This window comes from Streptomyces aurantiacus, from assembly GCF_027107535.1.
GTDB lineage: Bacteria > Actinomycetota > Actinomycetes > Streptomycetales > Streptomycetaceae > Streptomyces.
Window position 1 is genome coordinate 3,812,846 of the sequence record NZ_CP114283.1, and the last position, 21,278, is coordinate 3,834,123.

Annotated in this window: 22 protein-coding genes and 2 pseudogenes; 16 read left to right on the top strand and 8 right to left on the bottom strand. The window is 70.2% G+C overall.

Features of this window, described 5'->3' with window-relative positions; all coding sequences use genetic code 11:
• The first annotated feature begins 68 nt into the window (after nt 1–68).
• The 6 genes and pseudogenes from O1Q96_RS18700 (at nt 69) to O1Q96_RS18720 (ending at nt 3,464) form a co-directional block, all read left to right on the top strand.
• Nucleotides 69–236 (top strand): hypothetical protein, encoded by a 168-nt coding sequence (locus O1Q96_RS18700; RefSeq protein ID WP_269249276.1) that lies wholly within the window; start codon nt 69–71, stop codon nt 234–236.
• 240 nt (nt 237–476) lie between these two features.
• Nucleotides 477–581, top strand: a complete 105-nt coding sequence (locus O1Q96_RS44230) for a putative leader peptide (RefSeq protein WP_331276046.1) — start codon at nt 477–479, stop codon at nt 579–581.
• A 141-nt stretch (nt 582–722) separates the two neighbouring features.
• Nucleotides 723–1,016 (top strand): annotated as a pseudogene (locus O1Q96_RS18705) (LLM class flavin-dependent oxidoreductase); the annotation flags it as partial.
• 301 nt (nt 1,017–1,317) lie between these two features.
• Nucleotides 1,318–1,872: an NADPH-dependent FMN reductase gene (gene ssuE / locus O1Q96_RS18710; RefSeq protein ID WP_269249277.1), complete on the top strand. Its 555-nt coding sequence runs from the start codon at nt 1,318–1,320 to the stop codon at nt 1,870–1,872.
• A gap of 146 nt (nt 1,873–2,018) precedes the next feature.
• Nucleotides 2,019–2,234: pseudogene (locus O1Q96_RS18715) on the top strand (SfnB family sulfur acquisition oxidoreductase); the annotation flags it as partial.
• A gap of 84 nt (nt 2,235–2,318) precedes the next feature.
• Complete coding sequence (locus O1Q96_RS18720; protein ID WP_269249278.1) at nt 2,319–3,464, top strand: LLM class flavin-dependent oxidoreductase; 1,146 nt, start codon at nt 2,319–2,321, stop codon at nt 3,462–3,464.
• Nucleotides 3,465–3,486: 22 nt separating this feature from the next.
• On the opposite strand, the gene O1Q96_RS18725 is transcribed toward O1Q96_RS18720, so the two are convergent.
• The gene (locus tag O1Q96_RS18725; RefSeq protein WP_269249279.1) at nt 3,487–3,903 is read right to left on the bottom strand and encodes a hypothetical protein; all 417 of its coding nucleotides are present in this window, start codon (nt 3,901–3,903) and stop codon (nt 3,487–3,489) included.
• Between the two features lie 42 nt (nt 3,904–3,945).
• Between O1Q96_RS18725 and O1Q96_RS18730 the strand changes: the two genes are divergently transcribed.
• The 3 genes from O1Q96_RS18730 to O1Q96_RS18740 all read left to right on the top strand — a co-directional run bounded on the left by O1Q96_RS18730 (nt 3,946) and on the right by O1Q96_RS18740 (nt 7,428).
• A complete protein-coding gene (locus O1Q96_RS18730) occupies nt 3,946–4,641 on the top strand; it encodes a DNA polymerase beta superfamily protein (RefSeq protein ID WP_269249280.1) in 696 nt (231 codons plus the stop codon).
• A 295-nt stretch (nt 4,642–4,936) separates the two neighbouring features.
• Complete coding sequence (locus O1Q96_RS18735; RefSeq protein WP_269249281.1) at nt 4,937–6,337, top strand: aldehyde dehydrogenase family protein; 1,401 nt, start codon at nt 4,937–4,939, stop codon at nt 6,335–6,337.
• Between the two features lie 203 nt (nt 6,338–6,540).
• The gene (locus O1Q96_RS18740; protein ID WP_269249282.1) at nt 6,541–7,428 is read left to right on the top strand and encodes a glycoside hydrolase family 19 protein; all 888 of its coding nucleotides are present in this window, start codon (nt 6,541–6,543) and stop codon (nt 7,426–7,428) included.
• 75 nt (nt 7,429–7,503) lie between these two features.
• Here O1Q96_RS18740 and O1Q96_RS18745 read toward each other — a convergent pair whose 3' ends face one another.
• The 3 genes from O1Q96_RS18745 to O1Q96_RS18755 form a co-directional block, all read right to left on the bottom strand.
• A complete protein-coding gene (locus O1Q96_RS18745; protein WP_269249283.1) occupies nt 7,504–9,162 on the bottom strand; it encodes a catalase in 1,659 nt (552 codons plus the stop codon).
• A gap of 135 nt (nt 9,163–9,297) precedes the next feature.
• Complete coding sequence (locus O1Q96_RS18750; protein ID WP_269249284.1) at nt 9,298–9,570, bottom strand: DUF4190 domain-containing protein; 273 nt, start codon at nt 9,568–9,570, stop codon at nt 9,298–9,300.
• 4 nt (nt 9,571–9,574) lie between these two features.
• Nucleotides 9,575–9,739, bottom strand: coding sequence for a hypothetical protein (locus O1Q96_RS18755; RefSeq protein WP_269249285.1), 165 nt, complete (start codon nt 9,737–9,739; stop codon nt 9,575–9,577).
• A gap of 198 nt (nt 9,740–9,937) precedes the next feature.
• Between O1Q96_RS18755 and O1Q96_RS18760 the strand changes: the two genes are divergently transcribed.
• From O1Q96_RS18760 to O1Q96_RS18775, 4 genes are all read left to right on the top strand, one after another.
• Nucleotides 9,938–11,248, top strand: coding sequence for an ATP-grasp domain-containing protein (locus O1Q96_RS18760; protein WP_269253639.1), 1,311 nt, complete (start codon nt 9,938–9,940; stop codon nt 11,246–11,248).
• 16 nt (nt 11,249–11,264) lie between these two features.
• A complete protein-coding gene (locus tag O1Q96_RS18765; protein WP_269249286.1) occupies nt 11,265–13,322 on the top strand; it encodes a CocE/NonD family hydrolase in 2,058 nt (685 codons plus the stop codon).
• Between the two features lie 155 nt (nt 13,323–13,477).
• Nucleotides 13,478–13,648, top strand: coding sequence for a hypothetical protein (locus O1Q96_RS18770; protein WP_269249287.1), 171 nt, complete (start codon nt 13,478–13,480; stop codon nt 13,646–13,648).
• A gap of 3 nt (nt 13,649–13,651) precedes the next feature.
• Nucleotides 13,652–14,044: a DUF3662 domain-containing protein gene (locus O1Q96_RS18775; RefSeq protein ID WP_269249288.1), complete on the top strand. Its 393-nt coding sequence runs from the start codon at nt 13,652–13,654 to the stop codon at nt 14,042–14,044.
• An 88-nt stretch (nt 14,045–14,132) separates the two neighbouring features.
• Here O1Q96_RS18775 and O1Q96_RS18780 read toward each other — a convergent pair whose 3' ends face one another.
• Both O1Q96_RS18780 and O1Q96_RS18785 read right to left on the bottom strand, forming a co-directional pair.
• Nucleotides 14,133–14,843: a GAF and ANTAR domain-containing protein gene (locus O1Q96_RS18780; RefSeq protein WP_269249289.1), complete on the bottom strand. Its 711-nt coding sequence runs from the start codon at nt 14,841–14,843 to the stop codon at nt 14,133–14,135.
• 184 nt (nt 14,844–15,027) lie between these two features.
• Nucleotides 15,028–15,516, bottom strand: coding sequence for a DUF5709 domain-containing protein (locus O1Q96_RS18785; protein WP_269249290.1), 489 nt, complete (start codon nt 15,514–15,516; stop codon nt 15,028–15,030).
• A gap of 221 nt (nt 15,517–15,737) precedes the next feature.
• On the opposite strand from O1Q96_RS18785, the gene O1Q96_RS18790 reads away from it, so the two are divergent.
• Complete coding sequence (locus O1Q96_RS18790) at nt 15,738–17,102, top strand: phosphoinositide-specific phospholipase C-related protein (protein ID WP_269249291.1); 1,365 nt, start codon at nt 15,738–15,740, stop codon at nt 17,100–17,102.
• Nucleotides 17,103–17,232: 130 nt separating this feature from the next.
• Here O1Q96_RS18790 and O1Q96_RS18795 read toward each other — a convergent pair whose 3' ends face one another.
• On the bottom strand, nt 17,233–17,943 hold the full coding sequence (locus O1Q96_RS18795; protein WP_269249292.1) for a dienelactone hydrolase family protein: 711 nt from the start codon (nt 17,941–17,943) through the stop codon (nt 17,233–17,235).
• A 227-nt stretch (nt 17,944–18,170) separates the two neighbouring features.
• On the opposite strand from O1Q96_RS18795, the gene O1Q96_RS18800 reads away from it, so the two are divergent.
• Together O1Q96_RS18800 and O1Q96_RS18805 are read left to right on the top strand one after the other, a co-directional pair.
• A complete protein-coding gene (locus tag O1Q96_RS18800) occupies nt 18,171–18,581 on the top strand; it encodes a VOC family protein (RefSeq protein WP_269249293.1) in 411 nt (136 codons plus the stop codon).
• A 56-nt stretch (nt 18,582–18,637) separates the two neighbouring features.
• A complete protein-coding gene (locus O1Q96_RS18805) occupies nt 18,638–19,702 on the top strand; it encodes an adenosine deaminase (RefSeq protein WP_269249294.1) in 1,065 nt (354 codons plus the stop codon).
• A 49-nt stretch (nt 19,703–19,751) separates the two neighbouring features.
• Here the strand turns inward: O1Q96_RS18805 and O1Q96_RS18810 are convergent, their stop codons facing one another.
• Nucleotides 19,752–21,248: a carotenoid oxygenase family protein gene (locus O1Q96_RS18810; protein WP_269249295.1), complete on the bottom strand. Its 1,497-nt coding sequence runs from the start codon at nt 21,246–21,248 to the stop codon at nt 19,752–19,754.
• Nucleotides 21,249–21,278 lie beyond the last annotated feature (30 nt).

A 21,278-nucleotide genomic window follows, 5' to 3' on the forward strand; every position in this document is an offset into this window, starting at 1 on the left:
GAGGGAGTCGACAATGCAGAAGAGGAAGGCGACAGGGTCGCCGGCCGGTCTGGGAGGAATCTGCCGTCATGAGTACGAAGGTGTTGAAGCGCTTTCCCGCGGGAGCCCCGCGAGGCTCCTGGCCCGCCGAGGAGTACGCGGCGCGACGCCGGGACGAGGGAGAAGCCGCGGCGGTCGTGATGGACCTGGAGTCGGACGCCTTCCTCGTGGTGATCCGGGCGGGCGACGAGGACTGAACGCCCCGCCGGCGGGTCCCGCTCCACCGCGGACCGTTCCTCCGACGGGCAGCCGATCAGGCGAAGCCGGACGGCGACGTGAGCACGCGGCCCCGCCCGTTCCAGTTCCAGCTGTTCTGTTCGCACTCCGGCGAATTCCGTGCCCGCGCCGCCCTGTTCGAAGGACGCCCGGCGTACCGTCGTGCAATTGACCGGTCCGGGATACGAGACCGATCGGGTATTCCTTGACGGTCCGGACCGATGCCTGCCACGATCGAGAACATGATGATGCGACTGGACCTCACGCGGCGACGCCATGTCGACCTCGCGCGTGTCTCCAGCGCCGCCTGTTGCCCCGCGGCCTGATCCTCCGGATCCGCTGCGCCTCACCCCACCTTTGCTTCCGCGGCTGCCGACAGCCGTGAGTCGTCTTTCGCTGCCCTGATTCGGCAACTCACCGCGCTCTGCCGAATTCGGCTGCCCGAATTCCCGCAACAGGAGTTCCGCATGCCTGCAGAAAACCTTTCCGCAGATCCCGTCCGCTTCGCCTAGTGGGCCCCAATGCCAATGGCGGTCTCGTCACCAGCACGATCGGACAACGCACCGACTGGGGCTACGACCACAACCGCGAACTCTGCGTGCTCGCCGAGAACAACGGCTTCGACCACGCCCTCAGCCAGGTCCGCCACATGGCCGACTACGGCGCCGGGTTCCAGCACGAGTCGACCCGGCTTCACCCTCGCCCTGCTGCTCGCCACCCAGCGCCTCAAGGCCATCGCGGCGGTCCACCCGGACTTGTGGCGGCAGCGCTCGTCGTGCTCCGGCCGCGGTTCACCGAGGGCGGTGAACTCGTCCTTGGACCAGCCGCTCCACGCCTGAGTCCGGCTCCTTCCGCACCCCACTGCGAGAGAGGTTCACAAGGGCTCGACCGCTTCTGGCGCAACGACCGCACCCACACCCTCCACGATGCCGTCGCCCACAAGCGCTGAGAGGCGGGCCGCTGGTTTCTCGAGGGCGAACTGCCCGAACCCACCTGGTACTCCTGACCGCTCACCCCGGGGCGCCTCCCTCGCGAAGGCGCCCCCGTCCCGAAAGAGAACCCATGGCCACCGTTCTGTCCGTCTCCGGCAGCCCTTCCGCCTCCTCCCGTACCAACCGTCTTCTGCGCCACCTCGACACCCGGCTGACGGCACAGGGCCACGAGGTGATTCCGCTCGACGTCCGCACGATCCCCGCGGAGGCACTGCTCGGCGCCGACTTCCGGCATCCGGCGATCGTCGAGGCCGCCGCCCTCTTCGCGCGTGCCGACGGCGTCGTCATCGGCACCCCCGTCTACAAGGCCGCCTACTCCGGGGTCCTCAAGGCACTGCTCGACCTGCTCCCGCAGTACGCACTCACCGGGAAGACGGTGCTGCCCCTGGCGACCGGCGGTACGACGGCACATGTGCTGGCCATCGACTACGCCCTGCGGCCGGTGCTCAGCTCCATGGGCGCCCGCCATGTGGTCCAGGGCTGGTTCACCCTCGACAAGGACATCTCGGTGGGCGAGGACGGCGGACTCGCCGTGGCGCCCGAGGCCACCGAGGCGCTGACCCAGGTGCTCGACCAGTTCTCCGAGGCGCTGGGCCGCACGCCGGTCCTGGCCGCGGCGGGCTGACCGTGCCCGCGAACACGTCCGCCAGGATCTCCGCGTAAGCCTCCACGAGGGACCCCGCGAGGACCGCCGCCAACGCCAACGCCGGCAACGCCAACGCCAACGCCAACGCCGGCAACGCCAACGCCAACGCCAACGCCGGCAACGTCATCGCCGACGACGCCGAGGCCCTGGCCGTCGCGGCGGCCCTGGCCGACGGGTTCCGGGCCGGAGCTTCCCGTCGGGACAGTGAACGCGCCCTCCCGTACGCGGAGTTGGACCGGCTCTCCGCCTCCGGCCTGCTCGCCGTCACCGTGCCGGCCGAGCACGTCGGCGCCGACGTACGCCAGGAGACGCTCGCCGAGATCTTCCGGCTCCTCGCGTCCGGCACCCCGCCTCCGCGCCACGGCCTCCTCTGAGGCCGGAATTCCGCCCCCTCGACAAACACCCCCCGATCGGAGAACGCCCCCGTGTCCCTCACCTTTCACTGGTTCCTGCCCACCAACGGCGACAGCCGCCATGTCGTGGGAGGCGGACACGGCACCCCGGCCACGGTGTCCGGGCGGGACCGGCCGCCGACGGTCGCCTATCTGAGCCAGATCGCCCGAGCGGCCGAGGACCTCGGCTTCGTCGGCGCGCTCACGCCCACCGGCGCCTGGTGCGAGGACGCCTGGCTGACCACCGCGATGGTCAGCCGGCACACCGAGCGGCTGAAGTTCCTGGTCGCCTTCCGGCCGGGGTCCGTGTCGCCGACGCTCGCCGCGCAGATGGCATCCACGTTCCAGCGGCAGTCCGGCGGACGGCTCCTCCTCAACGTCGTCACCGGCGGCGAGAGCCACGAGCAGCGCGCCTACGGCGACTTCCTCGACAAGGACGCCCGTTACCGCCGCACCGGTGAGTTCCTGCAGATCGTGCGGGGCCTGTGGGAGGGCAGGACCGTCGACCTGACCGGCGAGTTCCTGCGGGTCGAGGACGCCCGCCTCGCCCGGCTGCCCGACCCGGTCCCCGAGGTGTACTTCGGCGGATCGTCGCCCATCGCGGGCGAGATCGCCGCCCGGCACGTGGACGTCTACCTCACCTGGGGCGAACCGCCCGCGCAGGTCGCCGAGAAGATCGCGTGGGTCCGCGCGCTGGCGGAGAAGGAGGGCCGCGACGTCCGGTTCGGCATCCGGTTGCACGTCATCACACGCGACACCTCCGAGCAGGCCTGGGCGGAGGCCGAGCGGCTGCTCGCCGGCTTCGACCCGCAGACGGTGAAGTCCGTACAGGCCGGACTCGCCCGCAGCGAGTCCGAGGGCCAGCAGCGGATGCTCGCCCTCCACGGAGGCGGCAGCCGGGACGGTCTGGAGATCCACCCCAACCTGTGGGCCGGCATCGGTCTCGTGCGCGGCGGCGCGGGCACCGCCCTGGTCGGCAGCCACGACGAGGTCGCCGAGCGCATCGCCGAGTACCACGGTCTGGGCATCGACGAGTTCGTGCTCTCCGGCTACCCGCACCTGGAGGAGGCGTACTGGTTCGGCGAGGGAGTCCTGCCCCGGCTCGCCGTGCGAGGGCTGTGGCAGCACCCGTTCACCGGCAGGGCCACCCCCGCGGCACAGGAGCCGTTCGCGAGCTAACGCCTTGCTCCCTCCGAACGCCTCAGCGCAGTACGGCCACGCTCATGCGCAGTCCGCTGCCGGCCGCTTCGGCGAGGGCGTTGGTGTGGCCGGCTGCCGCCGCGCGTTCGTACCAGGTGAGTGTTTGGTCCAGGTCTTCGGCCTTGGTCAGTTCAGCTCCGACGGAGGCCAGGACATCGGTCCCGCCCGCCGCCGCCGCGCGGTCGAAGCAGAGCAGAGCGTCCGCGGGCCGTTCCTCGGCCAGGAGGTGGCCGCCGACCTCGGCATGTACGTGCGTGGGACCTTCGGATGCGGCGAGGTCGCCCCACGGCGGCGAGGTGCTCGGTGGCCGGACGGAGAACCGACAAGGAGCCCTGTGTCCGAGGTCGCGGCGCCGGGGAAAATCGCTGTACTCCGCGCCCTCCCGGGTGATGACCTTGAGTGAGCCCCCGGCTCGCATCAGGCAGACGGGTCGGGGCGACAAGAGTGAAGGGGGACGGCTGTGACCACCAGGAACATCCTGCTGTCCGGCATCGTCGGTTCGACCGCCTACGGTCTGGCCCACGAGGGCTCCGACGTGGACCGGCTCGGCATGTTCGCCGCCCCCACCGAGGACCTGCACGGCCTCCACGGGCCGAAGGAGTCCCACGTCACCACCAAGCCCGACAGCACGCTCCACGAAGCGGCCAAGTGGTGCAGGCTCGCCCTGGGCGGCAACCCGACCGTGACCGAACTGGTGTGGCTGCCCGACGAGTTGTACGAGGTCCGCACGCCGCTGGGCGACGAGCTGATCGGCCTGCGCACGACGCTCCTCTCCGCGAAGCGGGTCCGCGACGCCTATCTCGGTTATGCCACCCAGCAGTTCAAGCGGCTCTATGACCGAGGCGACAACTCGTTCTCCGCGGACACCCGCAAGCGGACCGCCAAGCACGCCCGGCACCTGCGACGCCTGTGCCACCAGGGGTTCGAGCTGTACGCCACCGGCCGCCTGAGCATCCGCGTCGAGAACCCCGAGGAGTACCACCGCTTCGGCGAACAGGTGGCAGCCGACGCCATGGCCGCGCTTCCCCTGCTCAAGCACTACGAGTCCGCCTTCGACGAGACCCGCAGCGTCCTGCCGGAGCAGGCCGACGAGGCACCCGTCGAGGCGTGGCTGCGCAGAGTGCGCGCCCACCACTACACGCAGAGGGGAGCGTGACCGGCCGGCTCGCGATCGGCGGCCCGACCTGTCACGCGTCCTCACTCACCTCGCTCCGCGCGGCGATGCGTACGCGCGGAGCGTGCTGACAGCGCGCCGACCGCGAGGTTCGCGGCGGCGGCCCGCCCCGGGCGGCGGCGACACGCTGCCACCGGCGCTCCCGCTCCGGCCGGCGGATCCCCTCGGCGCGGTGGCGCGGAAGTCCTCCGTCCGAGCGGTCCCGATGGGCCCTTGGTGTGACCTGTCGCTCACGAGTGACTGTTTCGGCCTGCGCGGAATGAATGATGCCGTATAAATGGTTGGTATATACATCGAGCTTGTCGCTCGACCCACCGTGCGCGGGCCACCAACCCGCCCCGACCAGCGAGGCACCGTGAACCAGCCCACCCCCCAGCAGCCCGCCGACGTCGTGGCCCGGCTGCGCGCCACCTTCCGCTCAGGCCGCACCAAGCCCGTCGAATGGCGCACCGGCCAGCTGAGCCGCCTGCGCGAGATGCTCACCGCGCACGGCGAGGACCTGGCCGCGGCCCTCCACGCCGACCTGGGCAAGAGCTCCACCGAGGCCTTCCGTACGGAGATCGACTTCGTCGTACGGGAGATCGACCACACACTGGAGTACCTTGACGGGTGGCTGCGCCCCGAGTCCGCCCCCGTCCCCGCGCACCTCGGCACCGACGCGACGGCCTGGACGCGGTACGACCCGCTCGGTGTCGTCCTCGTCATCGCCCCCTGGAACTACCCGGCGCAGCTCCTGCTCGCCCCGATGCTGGGCGCCCTGGCCGCGGGCAACGCGGTCGTCGTCAAGCCCAGCGAAATGGCCCCGGCCACCTCCGCCGAGCTCGCCCGGCTGCTGCCCCGGTTCCTCGACACCGAGGCGGTCGCCGTCGTCGAGGGCGGTGTCCCCGAGACCACGGCCCTGCTCGCCGAGCGATTCGACCACATCTTCTACACCGGCAACGGCACGGTCGGTCGCATCGTGATGACCGCCGCCGCCCAGCACCTCACCCCGGTCACCCTCGAACTCGGCGGCAAGTCCCCGGCCTTCGTGGACCGGGACACCGACCCGGCCGTCGTCGCCGACCGCCTGGTGCGCGGCAAGTTCCTCAACGCCGGGCAGACCTGCGTCGCCCCCGACTACGTCCTGACCGACCCGGAGACCGCCCGCGCCCTGGAGCCCGCGCTGGCCAAGGCCGTAGAGGCGCTGTTCGGGGCCGACGCGGCGAGCTCCCCCGAGTACGGCCGGATCGTCAACGAGCGGCACTTCGACCGGCTCAGCGGACTGCTCGGCTCCGGCCGAGTCGTCGTGGGCGGCGACAGCGACCGCGCGACGAAGTACATCGCGCCGACCGTCCTGGCCGACGTCGAGCCCGACGCGCCGGTCATGCGCGAGGAGATCTTCGGCCCGGTTCTGCCGATCGTGACCGTCCGCGGGCTGGACGACGCCATCGGCTTCATCAACGACCGCGACAAGCCCCTCGCCCTGTACGTCTTCACCGAGTCGGACGTGACCCGGGAGCGGCTCGCCGAGGAGACGTCCTCCGGAGGTTTGGGCTTCGGTCTGCCGCTCGCCCACCTCACCGTCTCCGACCTGCCCTTCGGCGGCGTGGGGGAGAGCGGCATGGGCAACTACCACGGCCGCTACTCGATCGAGACGTTCAGCCACCGCAAGGCCGTGCTGGAGAAGCCGCTGAGCTGAAGCGGAGCGGTGGAGGGCGGCTGCGGGGCGAGTTGACTGGTCTACACCCTTGACTGGTCCAGACCAAGGGAGTTGAGTGTGCCTCCACACCCCCCACCACGGCCGCTCCGTGCGCCGCGGCCGGTGCCACCGGCGCGCGTACAAGGTCTGCTCCGCTCTGCCCTCGTACGGGTGCGGCCGTGCTCCGCGAAGGAGTTGGTCCTGTGTCGAGGCGTCGTATCTCTGCGTTCGTGGCCGCGGTCGTCCTCGGAGGCGCCGCGCCGGTGATCCTGCCGGCGTCGGGCGCGTCCGCGGCGGCCTGTTCGAGCTACCCGAACTGGGTGGCGGGCAAGGCCTACGTCACCGGAAACATCGTCCGGTACACCGACGGCAAGGCGTACATCGCCGAGCACGACAACCCGGGTTACGACCCCACCATCAGCACCTGGTTCTGGGAGCCGTACGCCTGTGACGGCGGACCCACCAACCCCTCCGGGTTCGTGGTGAGCGAAGCGCAGTTCAACCAGATGTTCCCGGGCCGGAACTCCTTCTACACCTACAACGGGCTGAAGGCCGCGATGAGCGCCTACCCGGCCTTCGCGAACACCGGCAGCGACACGGTGAAGAAGCAGGAGGCCGCGGCCTTCCTCGCCAACGTCAGTCACGAGACCGGCGGGCTGGTCCACATCGTCGAGCAGAACACCGCCAACTACCCGCACTACTGCGACTGGGGCCGGCCGTACGGCTGTCCGGCCGGCCAGGCCGCGTACTACGGGCGCGGGCCGATCCAGCTCAGCTGGAACTTCAACTACAAGGCCGCGGGCGACGCGCTCGGCATCGACCTCCTGAACAACCCCTGGCTCGTGCAGAACGACGCCGCCGTGGCCTGGAAGACAGGTCTCTGGTACTGGAACACCCAGTCCGGCCCCGGCTCCATGACCGGCCACAACGCGATGGTCAACGGGGCGGGCTTCGGCCAGACGATCCGCTCCATCAACGGTTCGCTGGAGTGCGACGGCAAGAACCCCGCCCAGGTGCAGAGCAGGGTGAACAACTACCAGCGGTTCACGCAGATCCTCGGCACGACGACGGGCAACAACCTGTACTGCTGACCCTCCTGGCGGACACGGCTCCGCGGCCGGCTGTGAACCGGCCGCGGAGCCGTGACGCCGCTCAGCGCCCGGCGCTCAGCGCGTGACCGTGTGCCGCGTGTTGGGGACGCAGTGGGTCATGGTCAGTCCGGCGACGTCCCGGGGCGGGTTCTCGCCCAGCTTGGCGAGCCGCTCGCGATCCTCCTCGGTGAGGTCCTGGCCGGCCAGCGGCTGAAGGCCGGCCACGTCCTGGGGGCTGATCTTGAGCCCTTCGCCCACCTTCAGGCCGAGTTCGTTCTCGACCAGCAGGAAGTGCCAGACCATCCGCTCCTGCACCGGCGGGTCGCACTGGGAGAGCAAGGTGACGAAGTTCTTCACCAGGTCGTCCCGCTCCCACTCCTCCATCAGCAGGTAGCGCTGCCCGGCCTGCGTGTAGTCGTTGGTGCGGGGGATCCGTTTGCGGGTGAGCCGGCCGTGGATCTCCGGTCCCTGCTCGTCGAGTGTGGGGTACTGCCCCTCGCGCAGGCCACCGGTGATCGACGGCTCGTAGTTCACGATCGGATTCTCGCCGCCGCCGTCCACGTGGTACGTCATCTGGCCGTCACGCTGGTTCGTACGGACCTCGGCGTTCTTGGCCTGGTTGACCGGGAGCTGGAGATAGTTCGGCCCCACCCGGTAACGCTGCGTGTCGCTGTAGGAGAAGGTCCGGCCGACGAGCATCTTGTCGTCGGAGAAGTCCAGGCCGTCCACCAGGACACCGGTACCGAAGGAGATCTGCTCGTTCTCCGCGAAGTAGTTGTCCGGCATCCGGTCGAGCACCATCCTGCCGACCGGCTTCGGCGGGAAGTCCTGCTCCGGCCAGGTCTTGGTGTCGTCCAGCGGATCGAAGTCGAGCTCGGGGTGATCGTGGTCGTCCATCACCTGGACCAGCAGTTCCCACTCCGGGTGGTCGCCGCGCCCCACCGCCTCGTAGAGGTCCTTGGTGGCGTGGCCGAGGCCATCGGCCTGGACGTTGGCCGCGTCCTCCTCGGTCATGCTGCGCACGCCCTGCTTGGGCATCCAGTGGTACTTGACCAGGACCGTGCCGCCCTCCTCGTTCACCCACTTGTAGGTGTTGACGCCGAATCCCTGCATGTGGCGGTAGTCGGCAGGGATGCCGCGCGGGCTGAAGAGGTTGATCAGCATGTGCATGGACTCGGGTGTCTGCGACATGAAGTCGAAGATCCGGCGCGGCTGCTGTTCGAAGGTGACCGGGTCGGGCTTGAGGGCGTGGATCACGTCCGGGAATTTGATCGCGTCCCGGATGAAGAACACCCCCAGGTTGTTGCCGACCAGGTCCCAGTTGCCGTCCTCGGTGTAGAACTTCACCGCGAAGCCGCGCGGATCGCGCGCCGCCTCGGAGGAGTCCCGGCCGCCGATCACCGTGGAGAAGCGAACGGCCAGGTCCGTGCGCTTGCCGCGCTCCGCGAAGAGCTTGGCGCGGGTGAAGCGGCCGATCGGCTCGTCGCCCCAGGAGCCGTACGCCTCGAAGTAGCCGTAGGCGGTCACGCCGCGGGCGTGCACGACGCGCTCGGGGATGCGCTCGCGGTCGAAGTGGCTGATCTTCTCGAGGAGCTGGTAGTTCTCCAGCGTCGCGGGGCCGCGGGCACCGACGGTCCGCTGGTTCTGGTTGTCGTGGACCGGGTGTCCCTGCCGGTTGGTGAGTACCTTCCGGTCGTCGTCCGGGGCGGGGCCGGTGCTCGCTACGTCCGTCACGTTCGTCCACTCCTCTGGGGTCGTACGAGAATTCCTGAACAGATATGCCCCAATTTGGCCGTATATCTTCCCATGCTGGGGAACCGCGGCCGACAGGGCCGTTCGCCGGGCGTACCGGCCGGAGTGACACCGTGGTCAGCCGAGGATGCTCCACGACGTGGTGCCGTTCGCCGCCATGAGAAGGGCGAGCACCACGATGTCGGCGATGCCGAGCCACAGCCCGAGCAGTGCTCTGAAGCGTCGGGGCGTGTCCCGGCGCAGGGCCATGGTGGCCAGGACGATGGCGATGGGGCCGAGGACGAAGTTCAGGACGAGGAGACCGACCAGGCCGAGGACGAAGGAGGCCACGGCCATCCCCTCGGTGTCCCGCCTGCCGGTCTCCCGCCGGCCGGGTGCTGTCAGTCGCATCACGTCACGCCCTTCGGGTGCGGCCGGACCGGCGCCGCTCACGGACGGCGAAAACCGCCAGCCAGACGGTGATGGCCACGCCGGCCACGATGGTCACGGGCCAGGGAAGGTAGGCGGCCGACCCGATCAGCACGGTCAGCAGAAGGAAGGCCACGACAAGGATGAGCATGTCTACTCCCGTTCGCGCGGGGACACGGGCAACGAGGTGGAACGCCACTGCATGAACATGCGGTCACGGGTGTCCCGGCGGACCGACGTCACACCTCCGTCGGGCGGAGGGAGGTTGGCCGCGCCGCTCAGGGGTACTCCGACGATCTTCCGGAAGAGCCGTGGAAGAACTGGAAGGTGACTGGTGCCCGAAAAGAACATGAGTGACGTGAACGACGTGAAGAACGTCTTCGTGATAGGTCTCGACGACGCCAACCTGCCGACGCTCGAAGCAGCGCCGGCAGCCAAGTCGCTGCGATACCACCCGTTGTTGACGGTCGAGGAACTGCAGGGCGGGGAGGTGTCGGTCCCGGAGCTCATCGACAAGGCCCAGGCCGTACTGGACGCCTTCGACGGGAGCATCGACGCGATCGTCGGCTACTGGGACTTCCCGGTCAGCACCCTCGTCCCCATCCTCGCCGAGCGGTACGGAACCCGCAGCACCGGCCTGGAGTCGGTGGTCAAGTGCGAGCACAAGTACTGGAGCCGGCTGGAGCAGCAGAAGGTCACGGACAGGCACCCCCGGTTCGGCCGGGTCGACCTGGACACCGACGACCCGAAGCCGCCCGAGAACGTGCGGTTCCCGATGTGGGTCAAGCCCGCCCTGTCGTACTCCTCCGAACTCGCCTTCGGCGTCAAGGACATGGACGAGTTCCGTGACGCCGTCCGGCAGATACGCGAGGGCATCAGCCGGGTCGGCCGCCCCTTCGAGTACATCCTCGACCAGCTGGAGCTGCCGCCCGAGATGGACGGGGTCGGCGCCCAGGTCTGCCTCGCCGAAGAGGCGATGACGGGCCTGCAGGTCGCTGTCGAGGGATACGTCCACGAGGGCGAGGTGACCGTCTACGGCGTACTGGACTCCATCAACTACCCCGGCACGTCGAGCTTCCAGCGTCACCAGTACCCCTCGACGCTGCCGCCACCGGTGATCGACCAGCTGCACGACGTCACCGAGCGCACCATGCGCCAGATCGGCTTCGACGAGGCCACCTTCAGCGTCGAGTACTTCTACGACCCCAAGGCGCAGGAGATCAACCTGCTGGAGATCAACCCCCGGCACTCCCAGTCCCACGCCGAGTTGTTCCAGTACGTCGACGGAGTACCCAACCACCACAGCATGCTCGGCCTCGCCCTCGGGGAGGACCCGCGCATGCCCCGGCGCGAGGGCCCGTACGCGATGGCCGCGAAGTGGTACTACCGATGGTTCACCGACGGAGTGGTGCGCAACGTGCCCTCGCCCGAGGACCTCGCCCGTATCGAGCACGAGACCGACGGCGTGCGGGTGGACGTCACCACCGAGGAGGGCCAGGTCCTCTCCGACCTGTCACAGCAGGACAGCTACAGCTACGAGCTGGCGCACGTCTTCACCGGCGGGAACAGCGAGAAGGACCTGCGGGAGAAGTACGACCACTGCGTGGCCGCACTGGGACTCACCTTCGACGAGACCCCCCAGGAACGACCGCACGAGTAAGGAGCAAGTCCACCGCATGCGTTACGTGAGCAACCTGCCGTACGCGACCAAGGAAGAGGAGGACCTCCGCATCCCGATGCCCGACGGTGTCCAGCTGTCGGCCCGCGTCTGGCGCCCCACCTCTTCGGACAACGAGCCCGTGCCCGCGGTGCTGGAGTACATCCCCTACCGCAAACGCGACCTCACCTCGGTACGCGACTCCATGCACCACCCCTACATCGCCGGGCACGGCTACGCCTGTGTACGCGTCGATCTGCGCGGCACGGGTGACTCGGAAGGGGTACTGAGGGACGAGTACCTGGAACAGGAGCAGGCCGACGCCGAAGCGGTCCTCGCCTGGCTCGCCGACCAGCCCTGGTGCGACGGCAACACCGGCATGATGGGCCTCTCCTGGGGCGCCTTCGCCGCGCTCCAGGTGGCCGCCCGGCAGCCGCCGAGCCTGCGCGCCGTCGTCATCGCGTCCTTCACCGACGACCGGCACGCCGACGACATGCACTACATGGGCGGCGCCATGCTGTCGGACAACCTCGCCGAGGCCGGCACCATGTTCGCCTACGCCACCTGTCCGCCCGACCCCGCGGTGGTCGGCGACCGGTGGCGCGAGATGTGGCACGAACGCCTGGAGAACACCGGCCCCTGGGTCCTGCCCTGGCTGCGCCACCAGCGCCGTGACGACTACTGGCGCCACGCCTCGGTCTCCGAGGACTACCGGGCCGTCCGCTGTCCCGTCCTCGCCTCCAGCGGCTGGGCGGACGGCTACTCCAACGCCGTGACGCGGCTGCTCGGCCATCTGGACGTGCCCCGCAAGGGACTCATCGGCCCCTGGTCGCACAAGTTCCCCCACCTCGGGGAGCCCGGACCCGCCATCGGCTACCTCCAGGAAGTCGTGCGCTGGTGGGACCACTGGCTCAAGGGCGTCGACAACGGCGTCATGGACGGCCCCATGCTGCGCACCTGGATGCAGGACAGCGTGCCCCCGTCCACGTCGTACGAGGAGCGCCCCGGCCGCTGGGTCGCGGAGCCCGCCTGGCCCTCCCCGCACATCCACCCCGTGACATATCCGCTGACCCGCCATCGGATCGGCGACCCGCGTGACGCCGACGGCGACCCCGGCAGCGAGGACGCGACGGCCGGCGAGGGCTCCGCGATGACGGTGCGTTCCCCGCTGTCCGTCGGCCAGTTCGCGGGCAAGTGGGCCTCCTACAACGCACCGCCGGACCTGCCGTACGACCAGCGCGAGGAGGACGGCGGCTCCCTCGTCTTCGAGACCGAACCGCTGACCGAACGGCTGGAGATCCTCGGCTCGCCGACCGTGGAACTCGACCTCTCGGCCGACCGGCCGGTCGCCATGGTGGCCGCTCGCCTGTCCGACGTGAGCCCGGACGGCGCAGCCACCCGCGTCACCTACGGCCTGCTCAACATCACGCGCAGGGAGAGCGCCGAGAACCCCGAGGCCCTGGAGCCCGGTACGCGCTACCGCGCGACCGTGCAGCTCAACGGAGTGGCGCAGGCCTTCCCGCCCGGGCACCGGGTGCGGCTGTCGCTGTCCACGTCGTACTGGCCGCTCGCCTGGCCGCCCCCCGAGCCCGCCCTGCTGAGCGTGCACGAGGGGTCCAGCACCCTCACGCTCCCCGTCCGCCCGACGGGCGAGCCGGACGAGATCGCGGCGAACCCGTTCGAGGAGCCCGAGGGCACGCCTCCGGTGCGCACGACCCGGCTGACCGCTCCCGAGGGACGCTGGGAGGTGAAGCGCGACATGGTCGACTACCGGGCCGAGCTGGAGATCGTGAAGGACCAGGGACTCGTCCACTTCGACGAGATCGGTCTCGACGTCGGCCGCCGCGCCTACGAGCGGTACACCTCCGTCGCCGACGACTTCACGTCGGCCACCGGCGAGTCGAGCTGGACGATGCGGTTCAGGCGCGACGACTGGGACGTCCGTGTGGAGACGAGCACCCGTCTGAGCTGCGACGAGCGGGACTTCTTCGTGGCCGCGACGCTGGACGGTTACGAGGGTGAGCGCCGGGTCTTCTCCCGTACGTGGAACGAGACGGTGCCACGGGACCTCCTGTAGTGCCACAACAGGCGACGTTCGCCCCGGGTCCTGCCGTGATGACGAAGGCGGGGCCCGGGGCCCGCCGGGGAGGCGTCGATTCCCGTTGCCCGGGAACCCGCTGGGGGAAAGCGGAACACCACGACAGGAAACGTACGAGTGAGGAGCTTCCCGGCATGACCGTTCCCGAGGACGACCGTCGTAGGACCGAGGCCGCACACCGGGCGCCGGCGCAGCAGGACCGGGCACAGCCCCAGGAGCGGGGCGGCACCGGCCGTACGCTGCGTGAGGCCCTGGAGGAGGCCCGGGTCCGGCCGGGCGACTTCGCGGAGCGGGAGGCGAGGTAGGGCATGAGTTCACTCACCGGCCTGGAACGAGCGCTGGAGCGCTTCGGAGGGTCACTGCTCGCTCAGTTGCGGCACAAGGAACCGGTCGAACTGGTCGAGGCCCTGCGCAAGGAGTGCGACGACAACACGGTCGTGTGCAGCGAGAACCGGACCGTCGTCCCCAATGCCTACGACGTCGAGCTGGCCGAGTTCGCCTACGAGGAACTCGAGCGTCGCGGCGCCCGCGTCGACCAGATCCTCACCGACAGCCTGCTTCGCCACGGTCAGGACCGGGGCTACGAATGGGCCGGCCCGCTCGCGGTGCATGTCACCAGGTCCCGCGACGTGCCCAACGGCCGGTACCGGGTGGCGAGTCAGGTGATGCAGCATGTGCGGGCCGACGCCTTCCGGCTCTGACCGGTCGCCACCACGCCGATCCGGACCACGCCGTCCGCCGTGGTCCGGCAGACGGCAGACGGCAGACGGCAGACGTCTGCACGGTCGGCTATCCGCGGGGCGGACGCCTGAGAACGGCCGTGGTGATCTCCGCGAGTGTCTGCCCGGTGCGGAAGGCCTCCGCCCGCATCGTGGCGAGAGCCGACTCGACACTCATGCCGAAGCGGGCGGCGACGACCCCGATGGCCTGATGGGTCGACGACCAGTGGGCCCGTGCCACGTCCTGCGGCTTCCACAGGGGATACGCGAAGTCGTCGAAGAGCTCGCGGTGTGCCGGCAGGAGAGCCGTCACCACGGCGTCGGCGACCTGGGCCCCGGCGCGCATCGAGGACGCGTCGAGACAGTCGGAGGCTCGCGTGAAGAGCTCCATCGAACCGAGCGTCTGGTCCGCGAGCCGCAGCGGAAACGCGTAGACGGCGCCCACTTCGGGAAGCTGCTCGGCGACCGTCGCCCCGAAGAACGGCCACGGCGTGACGCGTTGCCGCAGACCACTGCCCACGGCGGGAACCCCTTGTGAGGCGGCGGTGATGCAGGGGCCCTCCGCCACCGTGAACTGGATCTCCTCCAGCCGCAGGGCCGTGCTGTTGGACGCGCACAGCAGTTGCCGGGACGGCGTGTCGGTGAGCAGGGAGAAGGCGGCTCCGTCGACGGCCAGGACCTCGCACGCCGTGTCGCAGAGGGTACGTGGCAGGTCGTCGGCCCTCGCATGACGGGCAGCCTCCGCAACCGTCTGTGCCGCCGAGAAGCGCCGTGCCTCCATCGGAGTCTCCGCCCTGTCCGCATCCGAGCCGTCATCGGTGCGGGTACCTCTTCACAGGCGTCCGGAACGTGGTGGTGCCCGACGACCTCGGTCGTCGGGCACCACGGTCCACGTGACCGGGACGAGCCGGAGGCTGCCGGCGAGGCGGCCGCGGGCAGCCTGTTCGTGAGCCGGTCCGGCGAGGTCAGACCCCTCGCTCGGATGCCGTCGGCAGCTCCTCCTCGGGCACGACGTGGACCGCGGCCTCCTCGGCGCCCGCGGCTCCGCCGTCGATGCCCATGTCGGAGGCGACGGCTTCCTTCGTCGTGTCCGTGTGCGCGCCCTCGTCCGGCGCCACCAGACGGCCCGCACGGTCGGCGCCGACCTCCGGGCCGACCGGTTCGCCCTCACCCCCGGGCAGGTCGCCGATGCCGTCGCCGGGCGGTGCCTCCTCCTCGGGGACCTCCTGGCGCAGCCGTTCGTCGAGGGTCTCGCCCTCGTGCTGCTCGGCCGCCGTGACACCGGTCTTGGTGACACCCAGGGGCTTCTCGGGCGGGGAGTAGCCCTCGTCGAGGATGTCGTCGTACGTGCGTTCGTCCACCGCGTCCTGGAGATCGAGCGGCGCGGCGTCCGCCTGCTCCTCGTTGGTTCCCGTGGGCTGGTAGGCGTCGTCCGCCATGCTGTCGTCGTTCATGTTCACCCTCCTGGCCCGGTGATCGGTCGGTGCTCCCCGTAGGAGTACCGCGGTGCCCGTCATGCAACCCGCGAAACACCGGACGACCTGGTGAGCCGTGCCCGCCCCGTCCGAGCTATTGACCGGTACATACCAAGCCGATTGAGTGTCCCGCGCAGACCCCCCATTTTTTTCCGGCCGCCGTTCCGGCGTCGCCGTGCTGCCGAAGGGACCCGACCGTCATGCGGAGCCATCGCCCCCTGCTCGCTCTCACCGCCGCCGGAGCGGCACTGACCACCGCCCTGGCCGCTCCCGCCCAAGCGGCCGAGGTGCCGACGGCGGGAGTGTTCTACGTGCAGAGCGCGGTCACCGGCCTGAACGCCGCCGACAACGGGGGAGCGGTCGTCCAGCGCAACCCCAAGGGCAACGAGGACCGCCAGCAGTGGTCGCTGCGGTCCAGCGGCGCGTCGTACGTCCTCGAAAGCACCGACACGGCGGGCAGTTGCCTCGGCCGCTCGGGTGGTCAGGCGAGAACCGTGGCCTGTGCGGGCGCCGACGCCCTGTGGGAGATCACGTCGACGGGCACCGACCAGTACCGGCTGAAGGTCCCCGGCGCCGACCAGTACCTGACGGTCGGAGCGAAGGCCTCGGGCGCCAACTACCCCGCACAGCTGGTCGTGGGCGGGGCGGGCGGTCCCGCGGCCTGGTACCTGACTCCGGTCACGTCCCCGGTCGCTCCGATGCCCTCCCAGGACCGGCGCACCCTGGACCAGGTCACGTTCCTCACCTCCCACAACGCCTACGCGAACGGCGTGGACGGCGGTTTCGCCCCGCCCTTCGTGAACCTCGTCCCGAACCAGACCCGGGGCATCGACCGGCAACTCACCGACGGCGTACGCGGATTCATGCTGGACATCCACCAGACCTCGGACGGCGCGATCCTGTGCCACAACAGCTGCACGCTCGTCAGCAGGCCGGTGGCGCTGTGGGTGGACATCCAGCGCATGGTCGACTTCCTCAAGCGGAACCCGGACGAGTTCGTCACCGTGTTCCTGGAGGACTACGTCGACCCGGGCGTCCTGCGCAGTGAACTGGCCCGCGTGAACGGCCTGTCCGACGTCCTCTACCGCCCGGACCAGACCGGCGTGCGCGCGAAGGGCTGGCCGCGGATGGCGGACCTGATCGCCGCCAACGACCGTCTGCTCCTGTTCACCGACCACAGCCGCTCCGCCGACCAGGCCGCCGGGCTCACCCGCGACAGCTTCGGCGTGATGTACCAGCGTGAGTGGACGGTGGAGAACTACTGGTCCATGGGCTCGGGCCTCGGGAGCTCCAACTGGGCCTGCTACAGCCGCTGGTACGACGCCAACGCCAACATTCCCCTCACCGCCGCGGCGCCGCCCTTCCGGCCGCTCTTCGTCATGAACCACTTCCGCGACGCGGGGATAGCCTCCACCGCCGCCACCGACAACACCAAGCTCACCGACCGGGCCCAGCGCTTCTGCCAGCCCGCGGCCCGCAAGAAGCCCAACTTCCTCGCGGTGGACCACTACGACCTCGGCTCACCCGCTTCGGCGGTGGCGACGCTGAACACGTACACGTACTGAGCCGAACACGCCCACGTACCGGTGGGGAGGGTCCGAGCGCGAGAGCACCGGACCCTTTGCCGTACGCCGCTTCCGCCGGTGAGCTCCGGGGGGGGGAAGCGGCGTACGGACCGCTCGACGAGGCCTGTGGTCAGCCCAGTTGGGCGTGCAGGAAGTCCACCGTGCTCCGCCAGGCGAGGGCGGAGGACTCGGGGTCGTGGACCGCCGGGCGGCCATCGTTGAAGAACGCGTGGTCGGCCGGATAGACGCGCAGGTCCGGGGTGATGCCGGACTGCTCGCGGATCGTCTCGGCGAGAGGGGCGAGGGAATCCACGGGGATGCTCGTGTCACGTTCGCCGTAGTGGCCCAGGATCTGCGCCTTGAGCCCGGAGAAGTCGGGCGTCTCGCCCTGGATGACGCCGTAGAAGGGAACGGCGGCACGGACGCGGGCGTCGGTGGCCGCCTGATGGAGGACGAAGCCGCCTCCCATGCAGAAGCCGACCGAGCCGACGGCCCCGGACGTGACCTCGGGCATCGCCAGCAGATGGTCGACGGCGCCGGACAGCAGCTCGACGCCGCGCGACACGGGCAGGTCCTGCATCATGCGCAGCGCCTCGGAGCTCTCGTGGGCGACATTGCCGCCGTACAGATCGGGGGCCAGCGCCACGAAGCCCTCCTTCGCCAGGCGCTCGGTGACGTCCGCGATGTGGTCGGTCAGGCCCCACCACTCCTGGATCACGATGACGCCGGGCCCCTGTCCGGCCGGTGGCAGTGCCAGGTAACCGTGCGCGGTGCTCCCGCCGCTCGGGAAGGTGACGTTCTGGTGGGCGGGTGCCCCGGTCGACCTGGGCGTCTCGGACATGGTGTGTCGCTCCTGCCTGTCGCTTGATCCTGCCGCCGTCCAGCATGCAGGAGGCGGGTAAGACGACGGCAAGCGGCCCCTGCCCGGTCCGGCCCCGCACGCTCTCGGCCGCACGCCCCGCCCGGACCGGAGCCGAGGGCACCCGCGCGGACCGTCCCCGCCGATGCCGTATCCTCGCGTGTTACGTATAACTCCCGTCGCTGAACCCACCCTCCCGAGAGGCCCCGATGAAACGCGTCGCCCTGGTCACCCTCGTCGTCGACGACTACGACGAGGCGATCCGCTTCTACACCGAGGCGCTCGGGTTCCGGCTCGCCGAGGACGCCCCGCGCCCCGACGGGTCCCGCTGGGTCGTCGTGGAACCGGACACGGGCGGGACCGGCACCGGGCTGCTGCTGGCCCGTGCCAAGGGCGAGGCGCAGCGCGACCGGGTCGGCGACCAGACCGGCGGCCGGGTCGGCTTCTTCCTGCACACCGACGACTTCGCCCGCGACCACGCACGGATGGCCGCGGCGGGCGTGACCTTCCTGGAGGAACCCCGCCACGAGACGTACGGCTCGGTCGTCGTCTTCCAGGATCTGTACGGGAACAGGTGGGACCTGCTGCAGCCCGCCTCTCCCGACGCGACCGACCACTGACCGGCCGTCCCCACCCGCGGACCACACCCACAGACAACCTGCCGAGGAATCACCGCATGACCGCGTCACGCATCGACATCGACACCATCCGCCGGCTCCCCAAGGCCGTTCTCCACGACCACCTCGACGGCGGACTGCGCCCCGCGACTCTCGTCGAACTCGCCGCCACGGTCGGCCACACACTCCCCACCACCGACCCCGACGCGCTCGCCGCCTGGTACTACGAGGCGGCCAACTCCGGCGACCTGGTCCGTTACATAGCCACCTTCGAGCACACCCTCGCCGTGATGCAGACCCGGGAAGGCCTGCTGCGGACCGCCGAGGAGTACGTCCTCGACCTGGCCGAGGACGGTGTCGTCTACGGCGAGGTCCGCTACGCCCCCGAGCTGATGCTGAACGGCGGGCTCACGCTGCCCGAGGTCGTCGCGACCGTGCAGGAGGGCCTGGCCGCCGGTATGGCGAAGGCGGACGCCGCCGGGACCCCGGTCCGCGTCGGCACGCTGCTGTGCGGGATGCGCATGTTCGACCGAAGCCGCGAGATCGCGGACCTGGCCGTGACGTTCCGCGACGCGGGCGTCGTGGGCTTCGACATCGCGGGCGCCGAGGACGGTTTCCCGCCCGCCGACCACCTCGCCGCCTTCCGGCACCTGCGCGAGGAGAACGTCCCGTTCACCATCCACGCCGGTGAGGCACACGGCCTGCCCAGCATCCACCAGGCGATCCAGGTCTGCGGTGCCCAGCGCATCGGCCACGGAGTCCGGATCACCGAGGACATCGTGGACGGCAAGCTCGGCCGCGTCGCGGGCTGGGTGCGCGACCACCGCATCGCTCTGGAGATGTGTCCCACCTCCAACCTCCAGACGGGTGCGGCCACGTCGATCGCCGAGCACCCGATCACGCACCTGCGCGACCTCGGTTTCCGCGTCACCCTCAACACCGACAACCGGCTGGTCTCCGGCACGACCATGACCCGCGAGATGTCCCTGCTCGTCGACGAGGTCGGCTGGACCCTCGACGACCTGCGCACGGTCACGGTCAACGCCCTCAAGAGCGCGTTCATCCCGTTCGACGAGCGCAACGCCCTGATCCGGGACGTGGTCCTGCCGGGGTACGCGCTCTGAGCGCCGGCGGCCGGCCGGGCCCCGCCGCGGGGTCCGGCCGACCGCGTCCTCACGCGTCCGGCACCCAGTTGCCGTGGAATCCCAGCGGCACCCGCGCGGGGAGATGGACCCGGGCCACCGGCTCACCCGTGAAGTCCTGGGCGGACAGGATCAGCAGATCGGCGGCGCCCCGGTCGGGATTGTGCACGTACGCCAGCGTGTAGCCGTCGTCCTCCGCCGCCCTCGGGTCCGTCGGATCAGAGGCCACGAACACCGCCTCGCCCGCCGCCGAGTGCCGGGGCAGCCGGTGCACCTGCGTCGTACCACGCAGCAGATCGTGTTTGATGAGTTCGTTGCTGAAGGCACGGTCGGGCGGATTCCCGTCGGGCGTCACGTACGCCAGCATCATCTCCGCGGCGGCCGCCGAGTAGCCGTACCGGTGCCGCCGCGTCAGCAGCGCCTCGTTGACGCGCGGGAACTCCTGCGGCCGGTCGTCCAGAACCCTGGTCCGCACACAGCCCCGGTCGAGATCGACGGTCCAGCGGTGCAGCCGCGGCGTCCCGGCGCCGTAGGGCCCGCCGGAGCCGCGCCCCGCGACGAAGAAGGGCGCCGGGTAGGCCGTGAGGTCGACGACCACCGACGATCCCTCGTCGTAGGCGTTGAGGGTGTGCGAGTAGTACGTCGGCTCGGCCTCGATCCAGCGGATCTTCCCGCCGGCCCGCGGCAGGACGCCGACCCGCGCCGCATGCCGGTCGTTCCACACGTACGGCACCAGGTCGCCCCGCTCCGCGGCCGCCAGGTCGAAGGTGACCGGCATGTCGAGGATGACGACGTACTTCTCGGTGAGCGCGAAGTCGTGGATCATCGGGCTGTCCGACACCGGGATCCTCGTGGTCCGCACGACCCGCCCCGCGGCGTTCACCACCACATGCCGTATGTGGTTCCAGGTCGGGTAGTACGTGATCGCGTGCAGCTCGCCCGTCTCCATGTCCAGCTTGGTGTGCGCGGTGAACGCGCCCTCCAGGGTGCCGCGGAAGTCGTACGTGCCCACGGTGTCGAGCTCGTAGCCGAGTTCGTAGGGCAGCGGGCCGCTCTCCTGGATGGCGAGGACCCGTCCGCGGTGCCCGATGACATGGGTGTTGCAGGGGAAGTCGTCCGGGGGCACCGGTCCCGGATAGGGCTCGCCGAGCTGCTCCGCGACACCGGCGGAGCGGACCCAGCGGTTGCGGTACCACTCGGCGCGGCCGTCGCGCAGCCGCACGCCGTGCACCATGCCGGCGCCGTGCATCCAGTGGTGTGCGCGGGGGTCCTCCAGGCCCAGGACGTTCGGCCCGTTCCTGAGATATCGGCCGTTCAGCTCGCGGGGGATCCTGCCGGTGACCGGGAGGTCGAAGGCGGTCAGTTCCTCCGTGACGGGAGCGAACGCCCCCTCCAGGAAAGGATGGTGGCGACCCTTGTCGCCGACGGGAGCGCCTGCCGCGAATCCTCCGGTCGACCCCACCAGTCCGCTCGCCGCCGCGATGGCGGCCGCCCCGCGCAGTACGTTCCGTCGGCTGTGCTCAGTCATCTTCTTACCCCTGCCTCGCAGTTGTCGTGT

What these genes read in the sequence shown, in the direction of transcription:
- ssuE (WP_269249277.1), top strand. Translation starts at nt 1,318, where the DNA reads ATGGCCACCGTTCTGTCCGTCTCCGGCAGCCCTTCCGCCTCCTCCCGT.
- O1Q96_RS18790 (WP_269249291.1), top strand. Translation starts at nt 15,738, where the DNA reads ATGCGGAGCCATCGCCCCCTGCTCGCTCTCACCGCCGCCGGAGCGGCA.
- O1Q96_RS18800 (WP_269249293.1), top strand. Translation starts at nt 18,171, where the DNA reads ATGAAACGCGTCGCCCTGGTCACCCTCGTCGTCGACGACTACGACGAG.
- O1Q96_RS18735 (WP_269249281.1), top strand. Translation starts at nt 4,937, where the DNA reads ATGGTTGGTATATACATCGAGCTTGTCGCTCGACCCACCGTGCGCGGG.
- O1Q96_RS18765 (WP_269249286.1), top strand. Translation starts at nt 11,265, where the DNA reads ATGCGTTACGTGAGCAACCTGCCGTACGCGACCAAGGAAGAGGAGGAC.
- O1Q96_RS18755 (WP_269249285.1), bottom strand. Translation starts at nt 9,739, where the DNA reads ATGCTCATCCTTGTCGTGGCCTTCCTTCTGCTGACCGTGCTGATCGGG.
- O1Q96_RS18780 (WP_269249289.1), bottom strand. Translation starts at nt 14,843, where the DNA reads ATGGAGGCACGGCGCTTCTCGGCGGCACAGACGGTTGCGGAGGCTGCC.
- O1Q96_RS18760 (WP_269253639.1), top strand. Translation starts at nt 9,938, where the DNA reads ATGAGTGACGTGAACGACGTGAAGAACGTCTTCGTGATAGGTCTCGAC.
- O1Q96_RS44230 (WP_331276046.1), top strand. Translation starts at nt 477, where the DNA reads ATGCCTGCCACGATCGAGAACATGATGATGCGACTGGACCTCACGCGG.
- O1Q96_RS18700 (WP_269249276.1), top strand. Translation starts at nt 69, where the DNA reads ATGAGTACGAAGGTGTTGAAGCGCTTTCCCGCGGGAGCCCCGCGAGGC.
- O1Q96_RS18750 (WP_269249284.1), bottom strand. Translation starts at nt 9,570, where the DNA reads ATGCGACTGACAGCACCCGGCCGGCGGGAGACCGGCAGGCGGGACACC.
- O1Q96_RS18785 (WP_269249290.1), bottom strand. Translation starts at nt 15,516, where the DNA reads ATGAACGACGACAGCATGGCGGACGACGCCTACCAGCCCACGGGAACC.
- O1Q96_RS18770 (WP_269249287.1), top strand. Translation starts at nt 13,478, where the DNA reads ATGACCGTTCCCGAGGACGACCGTCGTAGGACCGAGGCCGCACACCGG.
- O1Q96_RS18775 (WP_269249288.1), top strand. Translation starts at nt 13,652, where the DNA reads ATGAGTTCACTCACCGGCCTGGAACGAGCGCTGGAGCGCTTCGGAGGG.
- O1Q96_RS18810 (WP_269249295.1), bottom strand. Translation starts at nt 21,248, where the DNA reads ATGACTGAGCACAGCCGACGGAACGTACTGCGCGGGGCGGCCGCCATC.
- O1Q96_RS18805 (WP_269249294.1), top strand. Translation starts at nt 18,638, where the DNA reads ATGACCGCGTCACGCATCGACATCGACACCATCCGCCGGCTCCCCAAG.
- O1Q96_RS18725 (WP_269249279.1), bottom strand. Translation starts at nt 3,903, where the DNA reads ATGCGAGCCGGGGGCTCACTCAAGGTCATCACCCGGGAGGGCGCGGAG.
- O1Q96_RS18795 (WP_269249292.1), bottom strand. Translation starts at nt 17,943, where the DNA reads ATGTCCGAGACGCCCAGGTCGACCGGGGCACCCGCCCACCAGAACGTC.